We start from the raw sequence: 22,300 nt of genomic DNA on the forward strand, positions 1-22,300 counted from the left end.
TAGGGAGTTGAAATCATGGCCCCGAGCGCCATGAGCCGCAGCAACGACTGGACGAAATCCCTCTCCGACGCCCAGCCGGTCCCGTACTGGCTGGACGACCCCGGCCGCCCCCGCCCGCAGCCCGCGCTCACCGGCCCCGCGACCTGCGACCTGCTGGTCGTCGGCGGCGGCTACAGCGGGCTGTGGACCGCGCTGATCGCCAAGGAACGCGACCCGGGGCGGGACGTGGTGCTGCTGGAGGGCCGGGAGGTGGGCTGGGCCGCCTCCGGCCGCAACGGCGGCTTCTGCGCCGCGTCGCTCACCCACGGGCTGTCCAACGGCCTCACCCGCTGGCCCGACGAGATCCACCGGCTGGAGGCACTCGGCGCCCGCAACCTCGACGCCATCGAGGAAGCGGTCGCCCGCCACCGCATCGACTGCGACTTCGAGCGCACCGGCGAGATCGACGTGGCCACCGAGCCCTACCAGGCCCGGGAGCTTCACGACTGGCACCGGGAGATCAGCGCCGAGGGTCTGGCCGACGGAGTCGAGTACCTGGACGCCGAGGCCGTACGGGAACAGGTCGACTCACCCACGTTCCACGCCGGCCTGTACGACCGCCGGGGCGTGGCCATGGTCAACCCCGCCAAGCTCGCCTGGGGCCTCAAGCGCGCCTGCCTCGACCTCGGCGTCCGCGTCCACGAGCACACCCCGGCCCTCACCCTGCGGCCGTACGGCGCCGGTATGGCCGTACGCACCCCCTACGGCGGCGTCCGCGCCCGCACGGTCGCGCTGGGCACCAACGTCTTCCCGAACCTGGTCCGCAGGGTCCGCTCGTACACCGTCCCGGTCTACGACTACGCCCTGATGACCGAGCCGCTCACCGACGCGCAGCTCGCCTCGATCGGCTGGAGGAACCGGCAGGGACTCGGCGACAGCGCCAACCAGTTCCACTACTTCCGCCTCTCCGCCGACAACCGGATCCTGTGGGGCGGCTACGACGCGATCTACCCGTACGGCGGACGGGTGCGCGCCGAGTACGACGACCGTCCCGAGACGTACGCCAAGCTCGCCGGGCACTTCTTCACCTGCTTCCCGCAGCTGGAGGGCGTCCGCTTCACCCACGCCTGGGGCGGCGCGATCGACACCTGCTCCCGCTTCTCGGCGTTCTTCGGCACCGCCCACCAGGGGAAGGTGGCCTACGCGGCCGGGTACACCGGCCTCGGCGTGGGCGCCACCCGCTTCGGTGCCGAGGTGATGCTGGACCTGCTGGCGGGGGAGCGCACCGAGCGCACGGAGCTGGAGATGGTCCGCAGGAAGCCGCTGCCCTTCCCGCCCGAGCCCTTCGCCTGGACCGGCATCGCGCTCACCAAGTGGTCGCTGGCCCGCGCGGACGCGCACGGCGGGCGGCGCAACCTGTGGCTGCGGACGATGGACAGGCTCGGGCTGGGCTTCGACAGCTGAGCGCCCCGCGGACGCCGCCCGTGTGACCGGGTTCACGCCAACGAGGCGCCGCAACCCGCGTAATGCCGCCGGGAGACCTCCCTCTCCCTCGTGACGCATCCCGCGTCCACGAGTGAAAGGGAGGTCTTCACATGCCTGGCGCGAAGACGGCGGTCGCTTGGCTGGCATCCGTCGCACCGGATCCCGAGTCCTGTCGGCAGGAGTGGGAGCGCAACCCCCTGGGGGTCGCCCTGCTGCCCGCCGGCAAGGCCTGGGACGTGCTCATACTGCCGAGCCGGCTCGGCTACCCGACCCTCGACGTGCTCTCCCGCGTCCTGGACCAACCGGGCCCGGTGCTCGTCGACTTCGGCGACGCGCGCACGGGCTTCTTCGTGCCGCCCGGCACGGCGGCCCGCTGGGTCGGCACCGGCGTCCGGACGGCCGGACTCGGCACCTGGATCGTGGTGCCGCACCCGGGAGGCGTGTCGTCCGGCGGAACCCGCTGGCTGATCCCGCCCGACGGGACCGGCACCCTCACCGACCCGGCGCTCCTCGAACTGGCGATGCACGAGGCGGCGGCGGCTCTCGCGGTGGAGGACGGCCGGGGGTGAGGTGCGCAAGGGGTTGACAACAGAATTGGTCTGGACCAAGTTGGGCGCGCTCCACCCTCCCCATCTCCCCCATGTCCGGAGGTACTTGTGGAACGCTCCAGACCACTCGCGCGTCGCCCCCTCGTCACGCTGCTCACCGTCGCGGCACTCGCCGCGTCCGGCATGACCGCGCTCTCGTCGGCCGCCCGTGCGGCCGACGCGGACCTCGCGAGGAACGGCGGCTTCGAGTCCGGCCTCGACGGCTGGACCTGCACCGCCGGCACGACCGTGACCTCGCCCGTACGCAGCGGCACCTCGGCCCTGAAGGCCACCCCGGCCGGCGCCGACAACGCCCGCTGCGCCCAGACGGTGACGGTGAAACCGGACTCCCAGTACACGCTGACCGGCTACGTCCGCGGCACCTACGTCTACCTCGGCGCGAGCGGCACCGGCACCACCGACGTCTCCACCTGGGCCCAGTCCGCCCCCGACTGGCAGCGGCTCACGACCACCTTCCGCACCGGCCCGTCCACCACCCGGGTCACCGTCTACACCCACGGCTGGTACGGCACCGGCGCCTACCACGCCGACGACATCTCGCTCACCGGTCCCGGCGGCGAGACCGGTCAGCCACCGGCGCCCCCGGCCGGTCTGACGGCCGGCTCCGTCACCTCCTCCAGCGTCGCCCTGTCCTGGTCACCGGTCCCGGGCGCGACCGGCTACGCCGTCTACCGCGACGGCACCAAGGTCCGCACGGTCACCGGCACCTCCACCACCGTGACCGGCCTGGCTCCCTCGACCGCGTACGCCTTCCAGGTCGCGGCGGTGAACGACGCCGGCGAGTCCGCCCGCTCGGCCACGGTCACCGCGACCACCGCCGGGCAACCGGACGGCGGCGGCGCCGACCTCCCGGCCCACGCCCTGGTCGGCTACCTCCACGCGAGCTTCGCCAACGGCTCCGGCTACACCCGCCTCGCCGACGTGCCCGACAGCTGGGACGTCATCGACCTGGCCTTCGGCGAGCCCACCTCGGTCACCTCCGGCGACATCCGCTTCGAGCGCTGCCCGGTCACCGAGTGCCCGAACGTGGAGTCCGACGCCGAGTTCAAGGCGGCGATCGAGGCCAAGCAGGCGGCCGGCAAGAAGGTGCTGATCTCCATCGGCGGCCAGAACGGGCAGGTCCAGCTCACCACCGCCGCCGCCCGCGACAAGTTCGTCTCGTCCGTCTCCGCGATCATCGACGAGTACGGACTCGACGGCCTCGACATCGACTTCGAGGGCCACTCCCTGTCCCTGAACGCCGACGACACCGACTTCAAGAACCCCAGAACCCCGGTGATCGTCAACCTCATCTCGGCCCTGAAGACCCTGAAGGCGAGGTACGGGGACGACTTCGTGCTGACGATGGCCCCGGAGACCTTCTTCGTCCAGCTCGGCTACCAGTACTACGGCACCGGCAAGTGGGGCGGCCAGGACCCGAGGGCGGGGGCGTACCTGCCCGTGATCCACGCCCTGCGCGACGACCTGACCCTGCTGCACGTCCAGGACTACAACTCGGGCCCGATCATGGGCCTGGACGACCGGTACCACTCCATGGGCGGCGCCGACTTCCACATCGCCATGACCGACATGCTCCTCACCGGCTTCCCGGTCGCCGGCGACGCCGGCAACGTCTTCCCGCCCCTGCGCCCCGACCAAGTCGCCATCGGCATGCCCGCCTCCACCAACGCCGGCAACGGGTACGTCTCCCCGGCAGAGGTGAACAAGGCCCTGAACTGCCTGACCGAGAAGACCGACTGCGGCTCGTACGCGACCCACGGCACCTGGCCCGCCCTGCGCGGCCTGATGACGTGGTCGATCAACTGGGACCGTTACTCGAACTGGGAGTTCCAGAAGAACTTCGACGCGTACTTCGGGTGACCGGCGGCGCGGTGCGGCCGGCCACCAGCGCGAACCCGGCCAGCAGCACCGCGCCCAGGCACCAACTCGCCACCACGTCCAGCGGCCAGTGGTAGCCGCGGCGCACCAGCCCGTAGGAGGCGCCGAGGACGAGGACCGCGCACAGCACGACCAGCCCGCGGCGGACGGCCGGCGACCGCAGCAGCGGAAGGAGCAGCAGCGTCGCCGCGCCGTACGCGACGACCGCGGTCGCGGTGTGGCCGGAGGGGTAGTAGCCGACGGCCGGGGGCACCGCCGGGGTACCGGGGCGGTCGGTCCACGCCTTCAGCGGGGCGACCAGCGCCGGCACCAGAGCCATCGCCAGGGCCCCGGCCAGGGGCGGCAGCCACCAGCGGTCCGTACCGCCGGCGCGCCCGTGCCACGCCGCGCACACCAGCGCGAGGGCGAGGACGGGCACGGCCACCGGTACGTTGCCGAGGTCGGCCAGGAGCTCGGAGAGCCGGTCGGGGTGGACGAGTGCCCTGCTCAGCCGCTCGTCCGCGTCGATCAGCGGGCCGTCAGCGGCGACCTGCCAGGTGATCAGGGCGAAGAGGACGACGGGCAGCGCGAGGAGGGCGGGCAGCGCGCGGGGCGGGGGGACCGGCATGACGCCCAGCTTCGCAGGCGCTCCGGCGCGGCGCCGCACCGCCTGGAGCGGATGTCGAAGGAGGGCCGGCTCGGGAACACACCGAAGGGCCGGCGCAAGGGGGGGAGTGTGCCGGCCCTTCGGTGAACCTGCCGTCCCGGATGCCGGGGCGGCCGTCCTGACCGGAACGTCGCGCGCCCCGGGGGGTTTGGGGCGGGCGACCGTCCGATCGGTGAGGAGACCCGGAACCCACGGGTTCCGGTTGTGCGCGAGGCACGACCAGGTCGAAGCTGGGGAGGCCTCGGCCTGAGATCCGCCCACAGTCCCCTGTGGGCGGGTGTATCTCTCATCTGCGTAGAACCTACGGCAGGGGGTGGGCCGAGGACAGGGCCATCGGCGTCCTGCCATCCACCCCGCACACGTTCTTCACACGCTCTGCGGTTCGCCGCGCCAGGCGTGCGAAACGCAGCTCAGATGCGCGTTCGGGTCCTCGCGCACGTGCTCGTCCGGCGCCCGTTCACGGGTTCCCCCGGCGCCGTGCACGGGTGCTCGCTCAGACGCGGGCGAAGGCCTGCTCGATGATGTCGAGGCCCTCGTTCAGCAGGTCCTCGCCGATCACCAGCGGGGGCAGGAAGCGCAGCACGTTGCCGTAGGTGCCACAGGTCAGGACCAGCAGGCCCTCGGCGTGGCAGGCCTTGGCGAGCGCGGCGGTCGCCTCCGGGTTCGGCTCCTTGGTGTCGCGGTCCTTGACCAGCTCGATGGCGATCATCGCGCCGCGGCCCCGGACGTCGCCGATGACGTCGAACTTCTCGGCCATGGCGGTGAGGCGGGACTTCATGATCGCCTCGATGTTCTTCGCCTTGGCGTTGAGGTCCAGCTCCTTCATCGTCTCGATGGCGCCGAGCGCGCCCGCGCACGCCACCGGGTTGCCGCCGTAGGTGCCGCCGAGGCCGCCCGCGTGCGCGGCGTCCATGATCTCGGCGCGGCCGGTGACGGCGGCGAGCGGCAGACCGCCCGCGATGCCCTTCGCGGTGGTGATCAGGTCCGGGACGATGCCCTCGTCCTCGCAGGCGAACCACTGGCCGGTGCGGCAGAAGCCGGACTGGATCTCGTCGGCGACGAAGACGATGCCGTTGTCCTTGGCGAACTGGTTGATCGCGGGCAGGAAGCCCTTGGCCGGCTCGATGAAGCCGCCCTCGCCGAGCACCGGCTCGATGATGATCGCGGCCACGTTCTCCGCGCCGACCTGCTTGGTGATCTGCTCGATCGCCTGGGCGGCGGCCTCGGGGCCGGCGTTCTCGGCACCGGTCGGCCAGCGGTAGCCGTAGGCGACCGGCACGCGGTACACCTCGGGCGCGAAGGGACCGAAGCCGTGCTTGTACGGCATGTTCTTCGCGGTCAGCGCCATGGTGAGGTTGGTGCGGCCGTGGTAGCCGTGGTCGAAGACGACGACCGCCTGCCGCTTGGTGTACGCACGCGCGATCTTGACGGCGTTCTCGACCGCCTCGGCACCGCTGTTGAACAGGGCCGACTTCTTGGCGTGGTCGCCCGGGGTCAGCTCGGCCAGCGCCTCGGCGACGGCGACGTAGCCCTCGTACGGCGTCACCATGAAGCAGGTGTGGGTGAAGTCGGCGAGCTGCGCGGACGCCTTGCGCACCACGGCCTCGGCGGAGGCGCCGACGGAGGTCACGGCGATGCCGGAACCGAAGTCGATCAGACGGTTGCCGTCCACGTCCTCGATGACGCCGCCGCCGGCGCGCGTCACGAAGACCGGGAGCGTGGAGCCCACACCCTGCGCGACCACGGCCGTGCGGCGGGCCTGCAGCTCCTGCGACTTCGGGCCGGGGATGGCGGTGACGACGCGGCGCTCCTGCTCAAGTGCGGTCATGGGGGCTCCTGGGTCTTGCGCGATCTGTGGGATCTTACGGACGCTTGGCTTCTTTTCTCGCAGGCTAGGACCGGGACGGGGGAGCGGGCATGCTCCATGTGGGCGTTGTCCGCGGTGCCGGTTGTCCGTGGTGGACAGGTGATGGATACGGCGACCTGTGGACACGTCGGTGCGGGCCCGGCCGCGTAAGCGGTGAACTCCCCTTGGGAGGGCGTTAGATTGGCTCGCTGATGGTGGACGGAGCGGCTGGTCAGGGGGCACGGGCGATGGACAGCGACGGGATGCGGGACGCGCGGGGTACGCATGCGAATCCTGTGCCGCGCCCGGCGGGGCCTCCGGAGGTCCCCTCGATGCCGCCGCGGCCGCCGGCGCCTCCGGGGGCGCCGCCCCTGCCGGACGGTTCCGCGTTCGTGGCGTGGCTGCGGACCGCCCGTCCCGAGGCGCTGCCCGGCGTGTGGCGGTTCGGGCACCGGCCGCGGTCGGCACAGGAGCCGGAGCAGATGCCCACCAGGCAGCTGCTGAGCGGGGCACTGATCGCGTTCCTGGTCGGGTGGCTCATCTGGTCGCTCCTGGCCAACGGCTACCTGGGCGGCTGGTGGATCCTCCCCCTGGAACTGCTCACCCCGGACTCCTGGCGCACCAGCGACAGCCAGATCGTCAACCTCATCGTCTGGGACGGCTACACCCTGCTCGTCGTGCTCGCGATCATGATCGGGGTCGGTCGGCTGGGCCGCTGGGACGAGGTCTGGCGCCGGCTCGTCAAGCCCCGGCTGCGACGCCCCGCGCCGCGGGAGCCGCAAGCGGCTCCCGACGAGGACCCCGTCGACTGGCCCGCCCTGCGCGCCGCCGGCGCCCACGACGCCGCCGAGCGGCTCGCCAGGGAAGCGCGCCAGGGCCTCATGCGGGACGTCGACCACGCTCGCATCACCCGCGCCTGGCAGGGCGTGCGCAGCGGCCGGCACAGCCTCGCCACCTTCACGGACGCGGTGCTCACCCACGGCTCCGGCGCCTGCCCCCACCCCTCCGGCGCCCGCGACCTGCCCGTCCGGCAGGCCCGGCACGACCTGGTCACCGGGCAGGTACGCATCGGGACCGCCGCCGACGACGCCCGCAACCCCTATGCCTACCGCGGCGTCGGCCTCGCCCTCGGCCCCGACCTGCTCGGCACCTCCCTGCTCGCCGTGGGCCCGGCGGGCTCCGGCAAGACCGGCAGCCTGGTGCGGCCGCTCACCGAGTCGCTGTGCCTGCACGCGCTCGCCGGGCGCGCCGCGGTCGTCGTGGTCGGCGCGGCGGGCGCGGACCTCGGCCCGGCCGACGCCTACGACGTGGTCGTACGGATCGGGAACCCCGACTCCGTGTACGACCTCGACCTGTACGGCGGCACCACCGACCCGGACGAGGCCGCCGTCGTCCTCGCCGAAGCCCTGGTCGGCGACCTCGCCGACCCGCACACGGGCGGCGACACCCGTCGCTCCGCCACCGTCCTCGCCCAGCTCCTCGGCCCGTTCCGCGCGGTGCACGGACGCTTCCCCGGTGTCCCGGAACTGAGGCAGCTCCTCGACGGGACCCCCGGGCCGCTGACCGAGCTGCGCCAGAAACTGCGGGCTGCCGGACAGGACTCCCTGCTGCGCGAGCTGGACGCCCGCGAACGGCAGATGGGCCACCCCGGCGACGTGGGCGGCGTCCTGGCCGACCGGGTCGCACTGCTCGACCGGCCCGCCTTCGCGCCCTTCTTCGACACCTCGGGCCAGTCCCGCCCCTTCTCCCTCAAGGCCCTCGACCACCCCGTCCGGGTCCGCATCGACCTGCCCGAGCGCGGGCACGCCGACGCGTCCCGGATGCTGGCCCGGCTGATCCTCGCCCAGTTCACGGCGAGCGTCTCGGTGCGGGAGGACCGGTCCCTCTTCGCCTGCCTGGTGATCGACGACGCGAGCGGTGTGGTGACGCCGGAGGCCGTGCGGGGCGTGCAGCGGCTGCGCTCGGCGGGCGCCGGGGTCGTCCTGACCCTGCGCACCCTGGACGACGTACCGCGCCCCCTGCGCGGGCCGCTGCTCGGGGCCATCGGCTGCCGGATGGCGCTGTCCGGGCTCACCCCCTGGGACGGGCAGGACTTCGCCGAGGTGTGGGGCAAGGAGTGGACCGAGGCCCGGGACGTCACCGACCGCCAGATCATCGCCGAGACCCCGGCGGGCAAGGCCGTCCACATGCTCCGCCGGGTGATCACCGGGAAGGCGCCCACCGCGCGCGCGGTGACCGTACGCCAGGTCGAGCGCGAGCGCTGGTCGGCGTCCGAGCTGGCGCACGCGGTACCGGCGGGGCACGCCGTGCTGTCACTGACCAGCGTCAAGGGCGAGCACGCGCCGCCGCTCCTGGTGGACCTGCGCGGGTGACCTGACCGGCGGGCCCCCGGGGACCGTACAGTGAGGCAGAATCGACACAGGTCGTTCATACGCGACGGCCAAAAGATCACAGACGTCTCACCGTACGACCATCCCGCCCCACCCACCTCACCGACGCAGACCCGAAGGCCCAGGCCCCCATGCCCCCCACGCTCGCCTCGCTCGTCCACCACTCCGCGCTCAAGCTGACCGTGCGCGCGGGCGAGGACCGCCTCGACGTGCCGGTGCGCTGGGCACACGTCAGTGAGCTGGCCGACCCCGTGCCCTACATGGAGGGCGGGGAGCTGCTGCTGATCACCGCGCTCAAGCTGGACGCCGGGGACCCCGACGCGATGCACCGGTACGTGAAGCGGCTGGCCGGCGCCGGGGTGGTGGGCCTCGGGTTCGCCGTCGGCGTCAACTACGACGAGATCCCCGAGGCGCTGGTCGAAGCGGCCCGCAAGGAAGGGCTGCCGCTGCTGGAGGTGCCCCGCCGCACGCCCTTCCTCGCCATCAGCAAGGCCGTGTCCGCCGCCATCGCCGCCGACCAGTACCGGGCGGTCACCGCGGGCTTCGCCGCCCAGCGCGAGCTGACCAGGAAGGCGCTCACCGACGGCCCGGAGGGGCTGCTCGCCGCGCTCGCCGCGCAGGTCGACGGCTGGGCGGCGCTGTACGACGCCTCGGGCGCCGTCGTCGCCGCGGCCCCGGAGTGGGCCGGCCGCAGGGCCGCGCGCCTCACGGCGGACGTGCAGCGGCTGCGGGAGCGCCCGGCTCCCGCCTCCTCGGTCGTCGGCGGCGGCGAACACCCGGACCACCCCGAGAACGCCGACCGCGTCGAACTCCACTCCCTCGGCACCTCCCGCAGGCCCCGCTCCGCCCTCGCCGTCGGCACCGCCGCCGCCCCCGGCACCGCCGAGCGGTACGCCGTCCACTCCGCCATCGCCCTGCTGACCCTCACCACGGAACGCTCACGCTCCCTGCACGAGGCCGGGCTGCGCATCGACGGCGCCGTCCTGCGCATGCTGCTGGCCGGCGAACCCGACCACGCGCGCACGGTCGCCGGGGACCTGTACGGCGGCCTGCTGGACGCCCCCTTCCGGATCATCGTCGCCGAGTCGGCCTCGGCGTCCGCCGCGCGGGCGCACGCCGGCGGGCAGGCGCGCGGGGGCGCCGCCACGGCCAAGTCCTCCGCCGCGTCGGCCGCCGCCGACCCGGGCGCCGATGCGCTCGGTGCGTTCGCCGAGGTCGTGGAGTCGGCGGCGGCCCGCGCCGGTGAGGCGGTGCTCGTCGTTCCCGAGGGCGAGCGGCTGGTGGCGCTGGCCGCGGACGAGGGCGCGGCCGTCGCCGCCTGCGTCGAGTACGCGAGGGGGCTGGAGGGCACCCGCCCGGCGCCCGAACCGACGCCGAACGGCGACGTGGAGGGCCTGGTCGTGGGCCTGTCCGCGCCGTCCGGGCCCATCGCCGCGTCCACCGCCTACAAACAGGCCGAACAAGCCCTGTCGGTGGCCCGCCGGCGCGGGCGCGTCTGCGTGGAACACGAGCACCTGGCGGCCGGCTCCGTCCTGCCGCTCCTGGCCGACGACGCGGTACGCGCCTTCGCCGACGGCCTGCTGCGCGCCCTGCGGGACCACGACGCGACCGGCCGCGGCGACCTCGTGGCCTCCCTGCGCGCCTGGCTCTCCCGCCACGGCCAGTGGGACGCGGCCGCCGCCGACCTCGGCGTCCACCGGCACACCCTGCGCTACCGCATGCGGAGGGTGGAGGAGATCCTCGGCCGCTCCCTGGACGACCCCGACGTCCGGATGGAGCTGTGGCTCGCATTGAAGGCGACGTCGTCCGAATAGGCCCCCCGGCGATCGAGGACGAGGCCGTCCGGGCCGAAAGCGGGGGTCTGGGCGCGAAATCCCCAGGGACGGGGCGCGCGGCCCCCAGGGACGGGGCGGCGGCGGGGGGCGAGAACCCCACCGGCCACGAGCCGCGCGCCACCACGTCCACCCCACCTTTGCCACACCGTCGAACAACCCGTCCCCACCACTACACCCCGGACAAACGCCCCCCACCGTCCCCCGCCCTACCGTGGACCCCGCACCCCGTACGCACGTACGCACACACCCCAACGCGGAAGGGCCGGGACTCCACAATGACTTCCACCCACGCCTTCTGGCTCGCCGGCCGCCAGGCCACCGGCGAGGCCGGCTTCGACGTCACGTCCCCCTGGGACGGCAGCCACGTCGGCACGGTGAGCCTCCCGACCGACGCCCAGGTCGAGGAGGCCGTGGCCGCCGCGTACGCCGTACGGGACGAGTTCGCCGCCACCCCCGCCCACACCCGGGCCGCCGCCCTGGACCACGTGAGCCGCCGGCTGGTCGAGCGCACCGAGGAGATCGCCCGCCTGATCTCCGCCGAGAACGGCAAGCCGATCAAGTGGGCCCGCGGCGAGGTGGGCCGCGCGGTGTCCGTCTTCCGCTTCGCGGCCGAGGAGGCCCGCCGCTTCAACGGCGGCGAGGCCCAGCGCCTGGACACCGACGCGGGCGGCCAGGGCCGGCTCGCCCTCACCCGCCGCTTCCCGAAGGGCGTCGTCCTCGGCATCGCGCCGTTCAACTTCCCCCTCAACCTGTGCGCCCACAAGATCGCCCCCGCGATCGCCGCGGGCGCGCCGATGATCCTCAAGCCGGCCCCCGCCACGCCCCTTTCCGGCCTGATCCTCGGCGAACTGCTCGCCGAGACCGATCTGCCCGCCGGTTCCTGGAGCATCCTGCCGGTGTCCAACGACAAGATGCCCGCCCTCGTCCAGGACGAGCGCCTGCCGGTCATCTCCTTCACGGGCTCCGAGACCGTCGGCTACGCGATCATGGACTCGGTCCCGCGCAAGCACTGCACCCTGGAACTGGGCGGCAACGGCGCGGCCGTCGTCCTCGGCGACTGGGCGAGCGACGAGGACCTGGACCGGGCCGCGCAGCGCATCGCGACCTTCTCCAACTACCAGGGCGGCCAGTCCTGCATCTCCGTGCAGCGCGTGATCGCCGACGCCGCCGTCTACGACCGCCTGCTGCCGCGCATCGTCGCCGCCGTCGAGGCCCAGGTCACGGGCGACCCGAACGACGACGCCACGGACGTCGGCCCGCTGGTGAGCGAGGCCGCCGCCGAGCGCGTGGAGTCCTGGGTCGACGAGGCCGTCGCGGCGGGCGCCACCCTCCACACCGGCGGCAAGCGCGACGGCGCCTCCTACGCGCCGACCGTCCTCACCGACCTCCCGGCGGACACCACCCTCGCCTGCGAGGAGGTCTTCGGCCCGGTCCTCAGCGTGCAGAAGGTGAACGGCGAGGCCGAGGCGTTCGCCGCCGTCAACGACTCCAAGTACGGCCTCCAGGCGGGCGTGTTCACCCACGACCTGCAGGCCGCCTTCCGCGCCCACCGCGCCCTCGAGGTCGGCGGCGTCGTCATCGGCGACGTCCCCTCCTACCGCGCCGACCAGATGCCGTACGGCGGCGCCAAGCAGTCCGGCGTGGGCCGCGAGGGCGTCAAGTACGCGATGGACGACTACACCTACGAGCGGGTGCTGGTCCTGACGGGCCTCGCCCTGTGACCCACCCCTGAAAGGCCGGCGGCCCGAACCCACTGTGCGGGGGTTCGGGCCGCCGGTGCGTTCCGGTGACGGGCGGCGGGGTTCAGTCCGCGTCCAGCTGGTGGTCGGCCCAGACGTAGCTTTCGGGGAGCAGTTCCGCGACCGGAAGAGCCCGGACGAGGTCACCGTCGCCGACGATCACCTTCAGGGTGGGGAAGTAGTCGAGAAGGACCTGACGGCACCGGCCGCACGGCGGCACGATCCCCCTGTCGCGGTCGCCCACGGCGACGATCGTGTCCAGCTCGTAGGCGCCCTGGGCCGCCGCCGCGCCGATGACGACCAGCTCGGCGCAGGGACCGCCGGTGAAGTGGTAGGCGTTCACCGCGGTGACGATCCGGCCGTCCCGGGCACGGGCCGCGGCGGCCATGGTGTGGTTGTCGCCCCGGCAACGGGTGCGGGCCACGTGCGCCGCGGCCTCGACGAGTTCGTGGTCGACGGGATGGTGCTGCGTGGTCATCGTCCTGCTTTCGTCGGTTCCGGGCGGCGCGCGGCCGTCAGCGGGGGGCCGGTGCGCGGGGGTTCGGCCGGAGGGCCCACTGTGCCGGACCTCGCCGGCTACCCCGACAGCAGGTCCCTCAACACCGCCCAGGAACGATCCCAAGTCCACTCCGAGCGCACCCAGTCGCGTCCCTTCGCGCCCATCGCGCGGGCGAGTGCGGGATCGCGCAGGAGCCGGATCAGCCGGTCCGCCGTCGCCGCCACCGAGTTGCCGTCGACGACATGGCCCGTCTCGCCCTCGCGTACGGTGTCCGGGGCACCGCCCGAGTCGCCCGCCACGACCGGGAGTCCGGACGCGGCGGCCTCCAGGTAGACGATGCCCAGCCCTTCCACCTCCAGGCCGCGCTTGCGGGTACGGCAGGGCATGGCGAACGTGTCGGCGGCGGCGTAGAACGCCGGGAGCGCGCGATGGGGGTGACCGCCGGCGAAGACGACGGAGTCCAGGACACCCTCGTCGAACGCGAGACGGCGCAGCGCGGGGGCGTACGGGCCGTCGCCGACCAGGAGCAGTACGGCGTCGGGCACCGCCCTGCGTACCCAGGGCAACGCCCTGATCAAGGTGTCCTGGCCCTTGCGCGGGATCAGGCGGGCCGCGCAGAGAATCACGGGGCGGTGGCCCAGGCCGTGTCGCGTCCTGACCGGGGCGCCGTCCACAGCGGGATGGAAGGCCCGGGCGTCCACGCCCGGGGCCAGGCGGGCGGTTCGCGTCCCGGGCGCGAGGGCGGACTCGATCGGACCCCGGGTGCTCCCGCCCAGCCAGGTCAGCGTGTCCACCTCCGCGCCGATGCGGCGCAGCAGCCCCCGGGTTCCGGGCGCACGGGCCCACCACACCTCGTGGCCGTGGGTGGTGGCGACGGCGGTCCGGATGCCCGTCGCACGCCGGAGCGGTCCCGCCATCAGTCCGAGGGGTGCCGCCGCGCCGAACCACACCCGGTCGCAGCCGTACCGGCGGGCCACGGACGCCGCGTGCCGGGTGGTCCGGTGCGTGGGCAGGAGGGTCCGGACCGGATGGCGGATCACCGGGTACGGGAAGTCCTCGCCGGTTTCGGGGGCCGCCGTGTCCGTCGGCGTCGAGGTGAAGACGACCACCTCATCGGGCGGGAATCGGTCGGCCAGTTCGCGGACGAAGGTCTCGATGCCACCCTGCCGGGGCGGGAAGTCGTTGGTCACGATCAGCGTGCGGGCGCGAGACGGGCTCGTCATGCGATGGCCGCCTTCTTCTCCTGCGAAGGGGTGACCGCGGCGCCGCGGTCCGCCGATCGGTGGGCCAGTACTCCCAGCACCAGTGGACAGACCAGATAGCCGAAGCGCGTCGCGGGCATCAGGGCCGTCGCCACGGCGAGACCGAGCGCCAGCCGGCCGGCCGCGTCCCGCACGGTCCCGGGAGGGCGCACCGCCAGCGAGAGGGCGATCAGCAGCGCGGCCGCGGAGAGCAGCGCCGACGCGATCACCGTGCCGCCGGGGACGTGCGCTGCCAGCAGATGTCCGGGAAGCGGGCTCGCGGCGGGGGAGGCGGTGGCGGTGAGACCGAGAGGGAACGCGGCGACGTTCCGGTAGAAGCCGTGGGGATCGGCGAGGACGAAGGGCAACACCGCCGCCGTCGCGGTGGACAGGCCCACGGCCGCGAACCGCAGCGCGGCCCGCCAGCCCTGGCGCACGACGATCAGCGCGAGGACCACGGGAAGCGCCGGCCAGGCGGTCCACTTGAGGGCGGCGGCGGCACCGATCACCAGGCCGGCCGGGCCCGTACGCCCCCGCCCGGCGAGTGAGACGCCCAGGCACATCAGGCCGACCACCGGCAGGTCGACTCCGCCCACCGCGAGAGGGAGCGCGACCAGCGGGCAGGCGAGCAACCACACCCTGTGCAGCCCGGCGCCGGCCAGGGCCGCGACGAACACACCGTCCAGCCACCAGCGGGCGTCCCCGGGCAGCAGGCCGAAGAGCGCCGTCCCGGGCAGGTACGGATTGAAGTCGGCCACGGCCGAGGGTTCGGTGACGTACGGGTTCCCGGTCGTCGCGAGCAGCCGCCCCGACCGTTCGACGACCGTGACCTCCAACTGCCCGAGCCCCGCGGCCACCAGGCCGACGAGCGGCACCACCACTGCTCCCAGCACGGCGACCGCACGGGCCGCGCGGCGCGCGCCCGAACCCGACATCAGCAACGCCGCCACCGCGTACCCCGCACCCGCCGTCAACCCCCACACCCGGTGCGGCGCCACGTCGGACACGAGCGCGAACCCGGATGCGACGAGCGCGCACCCGGCCCACGCGTACCGTTCGACGGGGCGGGCGGCGTACTTCGCGGCCTGCTCCTCAAGGGTCTTCCTCATGCCGGTCGACGCTAGGAACCCGCAGGCCGGACGGCGTCAACCGAGGCTGCGTACTCGGGACTCAACCCGTGGTACGAGATCCACCCGCCATCTCAACCCGAGCGGTGACGTGTGGCGCGGCCCCCGCCTGGATCATGGGGGCATGAGTACGTCGCTACAGCAGCGGTTCCACGCCTGGATCGCCGCGCCCGCCTACCCGTGGGTCACCGGCGGCGTCCTGACCGCCGGCGCCGTCACGGAACTGATCGCCTTTCCGGGGTCCGTCACGACCACGGTGGGGGTGCTCGTGTCCGCCGCCTCGCTGATGTGGCGGCGGTCCTTCCCGCCCGTCGCGATGCTCACGGTCGCGGCGGGGCTCATCGGGTTCGCCGGGGACGTCAACCTGTACCTCTCGATCACGGCGAGTGGACTGATCGGTTGCTACTCACTCGGCCGGAACCGGGTACTGCACCCCGCCGCCGCCGTAGCGGGCGGGGCGCTCGGCGCGCTGTGCGTGAACCTGGTGCACATCAACACCTGGTCGCGGATGGAGCTGCCGGTGCCCGCGCTCTGGGAGAAGGGCTCGCTCAGTCTGTTCGCCGAGTCGTTCCTGCTGAGCGTGGTCATCTTCGGGGCCGTGATGATGGGTGACGCGGTGCGCTCCCGGGAGGAGACGCGCAACGAACGTCACCTGGCGCAGGCCCGGCTGATCGCCATGGAGCGGCAGCAGGCCGCCGAGGCCGAGCGGGCCGCCATCGCCCGCGAGCTGCACGACATCGTCTCCCACTCGGTGTCGATGATCGCCGTCCAGGCCGAGAGCGCCACGTACACCACCCCGGGGCTCACGCCCGAGGCCCGGGAGGGCTTCCAGCAGATCGCCACCACCGCCCGCTCCTCGATGGCAGAACTGCGCCGTCTCCTCGGAGTCCTGCGCACCCCGAGGAGTGACACCGCGCTCACCGAACCCCAGCCGACTCTGGACCACCTCGCCGAACTGATGGATCAGCACCGTGCGGTGGGTGGCACGGCCGAACTCAGGATCACCGGCGACCGGGTGGTGCTGCCCGCCGCGTGGGAGCTGTCCGCCTACCGCATCATCCAGGAGGCGCTGACCAACGTACGCAAGCACGCGCCCGGCGCCCGTACGGTGGTGGAGGTCGACTACGGCGCCGACAGGGTGCTCAGACTGCACATCCGCGACGACGGCCCCGCGCCCGGCGCCCGCCCGGAGCCCGGCACCGGTACCGGTCACGGCCTGACCGGGATGCGGGAGCGGGCGGCCCTCGTGGGGGGCGGGCTCAGGGCGGGCGCGGGCCCTGACGGTGGTTTCCTCGTGGAGGCGGAACTTCCCTGGGGGACCGGATGACCCCCGTGGAGCTGGAGACGGAGACACATGTGATCAGGGCATTGGTCGCTGACGACCAGGCGGTCGTACGCACCGGCTTCGTCAACCTCCTGAACACCCAGGAGGACATAGACGTCGTCGGCGAGGCCGAGGACGGTGTGCAGGCGGTGCGCATCGCCGCCGAGACCCGCCCCGACCTCGCCCTCCTCGACATCCGGATGCCGCACAAGAACGGCATCGACGCGGCCCGGGAGATCCTGGCCGCCTCCGAGGGCGCGACGAAGGTGCTGATGCTGACCACCTTCGGCCTCGACGAGTACGTGTACGACGCGCTGGCGGCCGGAGCGGGCGGCTTCCTGCTCAAGGACGCCACCTTCCCCGAACTGCTGCACGCCGTGCGGGTGGTGGCCGACGGCAACGCCCTGCTGTCACCGGAGATCACCAAGCGGCTGATCGCCGAGTTCGTCCACGCGCGCGCCTCCCGGCTGCCCGTCCGCCCGCCCGCCGACCTCACGGCGCGGGAGACCCAGGTGCTGACCCTGATCGCCCGAGGGCTGTCCAACGCGGAGATCGCGGACCGCCTCACCATCACCGACCACACAGTGAAGACCCACATCAACCGCCTCTTCACCAAGCTCCAGCTGCGCGACCGAGCGCAGGCCGTGATCGTGGCCTACGAGATGGGGCTGGTCCGGGCGGGCGGTGAGCCAGGGGCCCGGCGCCGGTAGTCACCGGTGCCGGGCCCCTGCCCCGCGTCGGCCGTTCCGGACCCTCAACCGGAGAAGCCGACGTGCGCGAGCCGCAGAGAGCCGCGCAGCCTGATGCGGAGGTCGTGCACGCCGTCGGCGGGGAAGTCGGCGGCGAGTTCCACGTAGTCGTAGGGCCCCGCGGTGGGCGTCCGCGGCGACAGTGCCGCCGCCGACGGGCCTCCGTCCAGGGAGAGTTCCGCGGTGCCCCCGCCCGCCACCGACAAGGTCACCGAGGTGACCCCGGGACCGAAGTCGCAGGAGCGGAAGAGGAGTTCACCGGAGCCGCCGCCCGCAGGCGTCACCGCGTCGCCCGACACCTTCGTCCGGTCGACGATCTCCGTGCCGCTCTGCTCGTCGAAGTCGGCCGCGTCCAGGCCGGCTTCGCGGACCGGACGGGGAGCGGCCGGGTCCCCGGCGAGGGTCACGGTCGTCGACAGGCGCACGTCCTCGCTGGAGGCGCCCACCAGCAGCGCGTACGGGCCCTGCTCCAGCCGCCACCGGCCGTGCGCGACGTCCCAGAACGCGAACGCGGACAGCGGGACGTCGAAGGACACCTCGGCCCGCTCGCCCGGGGCCAGCGTGAGCCGGCGGTGGGCCAGCAGTTCCCGGCGCGGGCGCGGGACCGAGGGCTCCTCGGCGCGGGCGTAGAGCTGGGCCACCTCGTCGGCGGTGACCTGCCCGGTGTTGGTGACGGTGAAGGACACGCGGACCGCGTCGTCCCCGGCCAGGGCGGAGAGGTCCGCGTACCCGAAGGACGCGTAGGACAGGCCGTGCCCGAACGGGAAGAGCGGCGTCCCCTCGAAGTACAGGTAGGTCTGGCGGCTGCCGATCACGTCGTAGTCGAGCAGGCCGGGCAGGTCGGCGTCGTCGGCGTACCAGGTCTGCGGGAGCCGCCCGGCGGGGGAGACGTCACCGGCGAGGACCCGGGCCAGCGCGGTGCCGGCCGCCTGACCGCCGTGCGCCGTCCACAGCACCGCCGGGAGCGCGTCGGCTTCGACCGCGTACGGGTAGGCGGAGACCAGCGCCAGCACCGTGCGCGGGTTGGCGGCGCGGGCGGCGCGCAGCAGGCGCTCCTGGTGGGCCGGCAGCCGCAGGGTCGTACGGTCCTCCGTCTCCCGGCCGTTGATGTGCGGGTCGTTGCCCGCCACCACCACGACCACGTCCGCCCCGGCCGCCACCCGCGCCACCGCGTCCTCGCCGCGCTCGGCGACGACCAGTTCGAAGACCTCGGCGTCCGCGTCGTCCGCGGCAACCTTCAGGCCGTCGGCGGCGACATGGACAGGGCGACCCGTTCCCGAGTGCCGCAGGAGGTGACCGTCGCCATGGGGTTCGAGCCGGAAGGTCTCCTGGACGACCCAGCCGCCGGGCTGGTCGGCGGAGGCGCGCACGAAACCGTCCTCGGCGACGGACAGGTACCGGCCGTCCGGCGCGCGCAGGGTGAGGACGCCCTCGCCCCAGTCGGCCAGCGAGAGTTCGGTGCCGGTGGCGTCGGCGGTCAGCGGCGGCAGGTCGGTGCGGCCGGCGATCAGGGCCGGATCGAGGGCGCCCTCGGCACCCCGGGACTCGGCGGGGGAGTCGTCCGCGGGCAGTACGTGCAGGAACCTGCCGTCACGGGTGCGCAGCCGTACCCGGTCCACCCCCTCGGCGAAGCTCACCCGCTCGGCGCCGAAGCGCTCGTACAGGCCCTCCAGCGGAGTGGAGCGGTGGATGAGCGTGCCGCTGTACCAGTCGAGCTTGCACTCGTCGGCGAGCAGGCCGACGACGGCGATCCGGGTGTCGGGGGCCAGCGGCAGCACACCGTCGTTCCTGAGCAGGACCACTGCCTGCTCGGCCGCCTCCCGCGCGAGCTCCCGGTGCTCCGGCGTGTCGAAGTCCGTGGCGGTGTCCGCCGTGACGGCGTGCGGGTCCCGCTCCGGGTCGAACTCGCCGAGCCGGAAGCGGACCGACAGCTGCCGGCGTACGGCGGTGTCGATGTCGGCCTCGGTCAGCAGGCCCCGCTCCAGGGCGCCCCGGACGCGGGCGACGATCTTCGAGGAGTCCGTGCCGTGGTCGGTGAAGCTGTCCACGCCGGCCCGCAGCGCCGCCGCGGTCGCCTCCTCGTGTGTGTCGAAGTAGTGCTCGGAGTCGACCAGGTTGGAGGGCGCGCCCGCGTCCGAGCAGACCAGGAGGTCGTCCTCGGTCCAGGTGCGCAGGTGCCGGCCGAGGTACGGGGAGACGTGGTTGGGGCGGCCGTTGACCAGGTTGTAGGCGGGCATCACCCCGGCCACCGCGCCCGCCTCCACCGTCTCGTGGAAGGCGCGCAGGTCGTACTCGTGGAGGACGCGCGGACGGACGGACGCCGAGGACGTGTCCCGGTCGGTCTCGTTGTTGTGCGCGAGCCAGTGCTTGAGGACGGGCGCGGTGCGCCAGTACGTCGGGTGGTCGCCGCGCAGGCCGCGGGTGTACGCGGTGGCGATGGCCGAGGTGAGCTTCGGGTCCTCGGAGTAGCCCTCCTCGTTCCGGCCCCACAGGGGGTGGCGCAGCAGGTTCACGGTCGGGGACCAGACGTTGAGGCCGACGCGCTCGTCGCGGGCGCGCATCGCCCTGGCCTCCTTGGACACCGCCTCGCCGACGCGGCGCACCAGGTCCTCGTTCCAGGTAGCGCCGAGACCCACGGCCTGCGGGAACACGGTCGCCGGCCCCATCCAGGCCACCCCGTGCAGCGCCTCCTGGCCGGTGCGGAACGCGGCGATACCGAGGCGTTCGACGGCGGGGGCGAACTGGTGCAGGAAGGCGGTCTTCTCGTCGAGCGTGAGCCGCGACAGCAGGTCGTCGACGCGCTTCCCGAACGGCAGGTGCGGATCGCGGAAAGGCGGCGTGGGCGGCGTGGGTGCGGTCACGTGAGGTTCCCCTTGCGATGGAGCGGCAGCGCTTTCGAAGCGCTTCGATGCTCAGTCGGCGTCATGGTGGGTGTCAAGCCGTATGCGCACACCGACTCCGGCCTCTCGTCACAATCCAAGTGCCGTATGACCACGGTGAGTCGCCGTCCGGCCCGGCAAACCTCGGAGGAATCTTGGAAGCGACCCTTGTGCGCCCCCAGACGTTCACTTAACCTCACTGCAACATCGAAGCGCTTCGACTACGGAGACGGTGAACCGAGGACGCACCTTCCGGTGCATCCGGAACCGCGCATTCCTCCGACGACCGCTTCAGCTCAGCCAGTTCCAGTGAAGACACCGCAGCCGACGGCCACCGCCGGGTGTCCTGGTGCGCCATGAAGGGTTGACGCAATGACGCCGAACGCCGCCTCCGGTCCCAGCCGGAGAAAGTTCCTCGCCTCCACCGCGGCCGTCACCGCAGCGGTGGCGGGAGGGGTGCCGCTGCTCTCCGCCTGCGGCGGGGGGTCCGACGGCGGTTCGCGGGACGGCACCACGTCGGGCAAGGACGCCAAGAAGCTGCTGCCGGCGTACGTGGCCAGCAACGTGGTCACCCCCGACATCCCCAGCAAGAACGGCTCCGCGATCGGCTTCACCGGCAAGCTCGACCTCGCGGACCTGAAGACCTCGGTGCCCAAGAAGCTCGGCAAGGGCGGCCGGGTCACGATCATGTCGCCGTTCTGGGGCTCCCCGCCGAAGGAGGACAACGCCTACTACAAGGCGATGAACGACCTCATCGGCGTCGACGTGGTCTGGCAGAACCAGGACGGCAACACCTACGACCAGAAGCTCGGCGCGGTCCTCGCCTCCAGCGAGGTGCCCGACGTGGTGGTCGTGCCCGGCTGGAACATGACCGGCAAGATACCCAGCGCCATCATCGGCAAGTTCGCCGACCTCGGCCCCTACCTCTCCGGTGACGCGGTCAAGGAGTACCCCAACCTCGCGGCGATCCCCACCGACGCCTGGCAGCGGTCCATCTTCGGCGGCAAGCTGCGCGGCCTGCCGATGCCGTCCTCGTACGTCACCGGCATCGTGCCGCTGTACCGGCAGGACATCTTCGAGAAGGAGGGCTACGAAGTCCCCCGGTCCTGCGACGAGTTCATGGCGCTGGCCAAGGACGCCACCAACGCGAAGGCCAAGCGCTGGGCCTGCCTGGACATGAAGTGGACCGCCTTCAACGCCTTCGGTGTGCTCTCCGGCAACGAGAAGTCCCTCGGCTGGAACGAGGTCGACGGCAAGCTGGTCTACCGCATCGAGACCGACGAGTACCTCGAGGCCCTGGAGTGGACGCGCAAGCTCTTCGCCGCCGGCGTCGTGCACCCCGACGCCAAGCTCGGCAAGTCCAACGCCGCCGACCCCGGACCCAAGTTCGCCGCCGGCGAGTTCCTCGTCTACAACCAGGACTCCTCGCAGTGGTGGAGCCGCACCGCCGAACAGGCCGTCCAGAACCCCGAGTTCAAGATCTGGGGCATGGACATCTGGGGACACGACGGCGGTGACCCCACGCTGTGGGCGCAGAACCCGGCCGGCATCTTCGCCTTCGTCAACAAGGACGCCCCGGAGTCCGTGATCCGCGACGTGCTGGCCGTCGCCAACACGACCGCCGCGCCGTACGGGACCAAGGAGTACATGGCCACCAACTACGGCGTCGAGGGCACCCACTACACCGTCAAGGACGGGGTGCCCACCAAGACCGAGCAGGGCAACATCGACGTGATGAACGCCTACGTGATGGTCGCGAGCCCCGCTCCGACCATCGCCCACCCCGACTTCCCCGAGGTCGCCAAGGGGCAGGTGGAGTGGCAGCAGCGGATGGGCGCCTTCACCAAGAAGTCCACGTTCTACGGCATGCAGATCGTCGAGCCCGCCCGCTGGACCAACCTCTCCAACGACTTCGAGCAGCTGGAGGACGACGTCATCCGCGGCCGCAAGAAGATCAGCGACATGCAGCAGGCCGTCTCCGACTGGCGGAGCAAGGGCGGCGACAAGCTGCGCGACTGGTACAAGAAGCTGCTCGACGAGAACGGCACGGCGACGGGCTGACCGGTACCGAGGCA

15 protein-coding genes are annotated in these 22,300 nt (G+C 72.9%); 9 read left to right on the top strand and 6 right to left on the bottom strand.

The window, feature by feature from the left end; all coding sequences use genetic code 11:
* Positions 1–15: 15 nt before the first annotated feature.
* From ACLIN4_RS25720 to ACLIN4_RS25730, 3 genes are all read left to right on the top strand, one after another.
* Entirely contained in the window at positions 16–1,443 is a 1,428-nt protein-coding gene (locus ACLIN4_RS25720) for an NAD(P)/FAD-dependent oxidoreductase (RefSeq protein WP_107476601.1), read from the top strand.
* Between the two features lie 131 nt (positions 1,444–1,574).
* Positions 1,575–2,033, top strand: coding sequence for a hypothetical protein (locus ACLIN4_RS25725; protein WP_100044591.1), 459 nt, complete (start codon positions 1,575–1,577; stop codon positions 2,031–2,033).
* 87 nt (positions 2,034–2,120) lie between these two features.
* Positions 2,121–3,932, top strand: coding sequence for a chitinase (locus tag ACLIN4_RS25730; protein ID WP_411576270.1), 1,812 nt, complete (start codon positions 2,121–2,123; stop codon positions 3,930–3,932).
* Here the strand turns inward: ACLIN4_RS25730 and ACLIN4_RS25735 are convergent.
* On the bottom strand, positions 3,871–4,557 hold the full coding sequence (locus tag ACLIN4_RS25735) for a phosphatase PAP2 family protein (protein WP_289910179.1): 687 nt from the start codon (positions 4,555–4,557) through the stop codon (positions 3,871–3,873). The genes ACLIN4_RS25730 and ACLIN4_RS25735 overlap by 62 nt on opposite strands.
* Positions 4,558–5,089: 532 nt before the next feature.
* The gene (gene gabT, locus ACLIN4_RS25740; RefSeq protein WP_107476603.1) at positions 5,090–6,424 is read right to left on the bottom strand and encodes a 4-aminobutyrate--2-oxoglutarate transaminase; all 1,335 of its coding nucleotides are present in this window, start codon (positions 6,422–6,424) and stop codon (positions 5,090–5,092) included.
* 266 nt (positions 6,425–6,690) lie between these two features.
* On the opposite strand from gabT, the gene ACLIN4_RS25745 reads away from it, so the two are divergent.
* The 3 genes from ACLIN4_RS25745 to ACLIN4_RS25755 all read left to right on the top strand — a co-directional run bounded on the left by ACLIN4_RS25745 (position 6,691) and on the right by ACLIN4_RS25755 (position 12,388).
* Positions 6,691–8,814: an ATP-binding protein gene (locus ACLIN4_RS25745; protein WP_269956024.1), complete on the top strand. Its 2,124-nt coding sequence runs from the start codon at positions 6,691–6,693 to the stop codon at positions 8,812–8,814.
* A gap of 149 nt (positions 8,815–8,963) precedes the next feature.
* The gene (locus ACLIN4_RS25750) at positions 8,964–10,646 is read left to right on the top strand and encodes a PucR family transcriptional regulator (RefSeq protein WP_289910175.1); all 1,683 of its coding nucleotides are present in this window, start codon (positions 8,964–8,966) and stop codon (positions 10,644–10,646) included.
* A gap of 296 nt (positions 10,647–10,942) precedes the next feature.
* Entirely contained in the window at positions 10,943–12,388 is a 1,446-nt protein-coding gene (locus tag ACLIN4_RS25755; RefSeq protein WP_369179808.1) for an aldehyde dehydrogenase family protein, read from the top strand.
* Between the two features lie 82 nt (positions 12,389–12,470).
* Here ACLIN4_RS25755 and ACLIN4_RS25760 read toward each other — a convergent pair whose 3' ends face one another.
* The 3 genes from ACLIN4_RS25760 to ACLIN4_RS25770 all read right to left on the bottom strand — a co-directional run bounded on the left by ACLIN4_RS25760 (position 12,471) and on the right by ACLIN4_RS25770 (position 15,255).
* Complete coding sequence (locus ACLIN4_RS25760) at positions 12,471–12,884, bottom strand: cytidine deaminase (RefSeq protein ID WP_382023024.1); 414 nt, start codon at positions 12,882–12,884, stop codon at positions 12,471–12,473.
* A 98-nt stretch (positions 12,885–12,982) separates the two neighbouring features.
* The gene (locus ACLIN4_RS25765) at positions 12,983–14,128 is read right to left on the bottom strand and encodes a glycosyltransferase family 4 protein (RefSeq protein WP_382023021.1); all 1,146 of its coding nucleotides are present in this window, start codon (positions 14,126–14,128) and stop codon (positions 12,983–12,985) included.
* Complete coding sequence (locus ACLIN4_RS25770) at positions 14,125–15,255, bottom strand: glycosyltransferase 87 family protein (RefSeq protein WP_411576271.1); 1,131 nt, start codon at positions 15,253–15,255, stop codon at positions 14,125–14,127. Before ACLIN4_RS25770 ends, ACLIN4_RS25765 begins: the two co-directional genes overlap by 4 nt.
* Before the next feature lie 142 nt (positions 15,256–15,397).
* Here ACLIN4_RS25770 and ACLIN4_RS25775 point away from each other — a divergent pair, with 142 nt between their 5' ends.
* Both ACLIN4_RS25775 and ACLIN4_RS25780 read left to right on the top strand, forming a co-directional pair.
* Positions 15,398–16,600 (top strand): sensor histidine kinase, encoded by a 1,203-nt coding sequence (locus ACLIN4_RS25775; RefSeq protein WP_381912629.1) that lies wholly within the window; start codon positions 15,398–15,400, stop codon positions 16,598–16,600.
* Entirely contained in the window at positions 16,597–17,307 is a 711-nt protein-coding gene (locus ACLIN4_RS25780; protein WP_107478784.1) for a response regulator, read from the top strand. Before ACLIN4_RS25775 ends, ACLIN4_RS25780 begins: the two co-directional genes overlap by 4 nt.
* Positions 17,308–17,351: 44 nt before the next feature.
* On the opposite strand, the gene ACLIN4_RS25785 is transcribed toward ACLIN4_RS25780, so the two are convergent.
* A complete protein-coding gene (locus ACLIN4_RS25785) occupies positions 17,352–20,207 on the bottom strand; it encodes a glycoside hydrolase family 3 C-terminal domain-containing protein (protein ID WP_289910160.1) in 2,856 nt (951 codons plus the stop codon).
* 390 nt (positions 20,208–20,597) lie between these two features.
* On the opposite strand from ACLIN4_RS25785, the gene ACLIN4_RS25790 reads away from it, so the two are divergent.
* Positions 20,598–22,286 (top strand): extracellular solute-binding protein, encoded by a 1,689-nt coding sequence (locus ACLIN4_RS25790; RefSeq protein WP_289910158.1) that lies wholly within the window; start codon positions 20,598–20,600, stop codon positions 22,284–22,286.
* Positions 22,287–22,300 lie beyond the last annotated feature (14 nt).

The sequence above is a fragment of the Streptomyces mutabilis genome (assembly GCF_046628145.1).
Taxonomy (GTDB): Bacteria; Actinomycetota; Actinomycetes; order Streptomycetales; family Streptomycetaceae; genus Streptomyces; species Streptomyces mutabilis.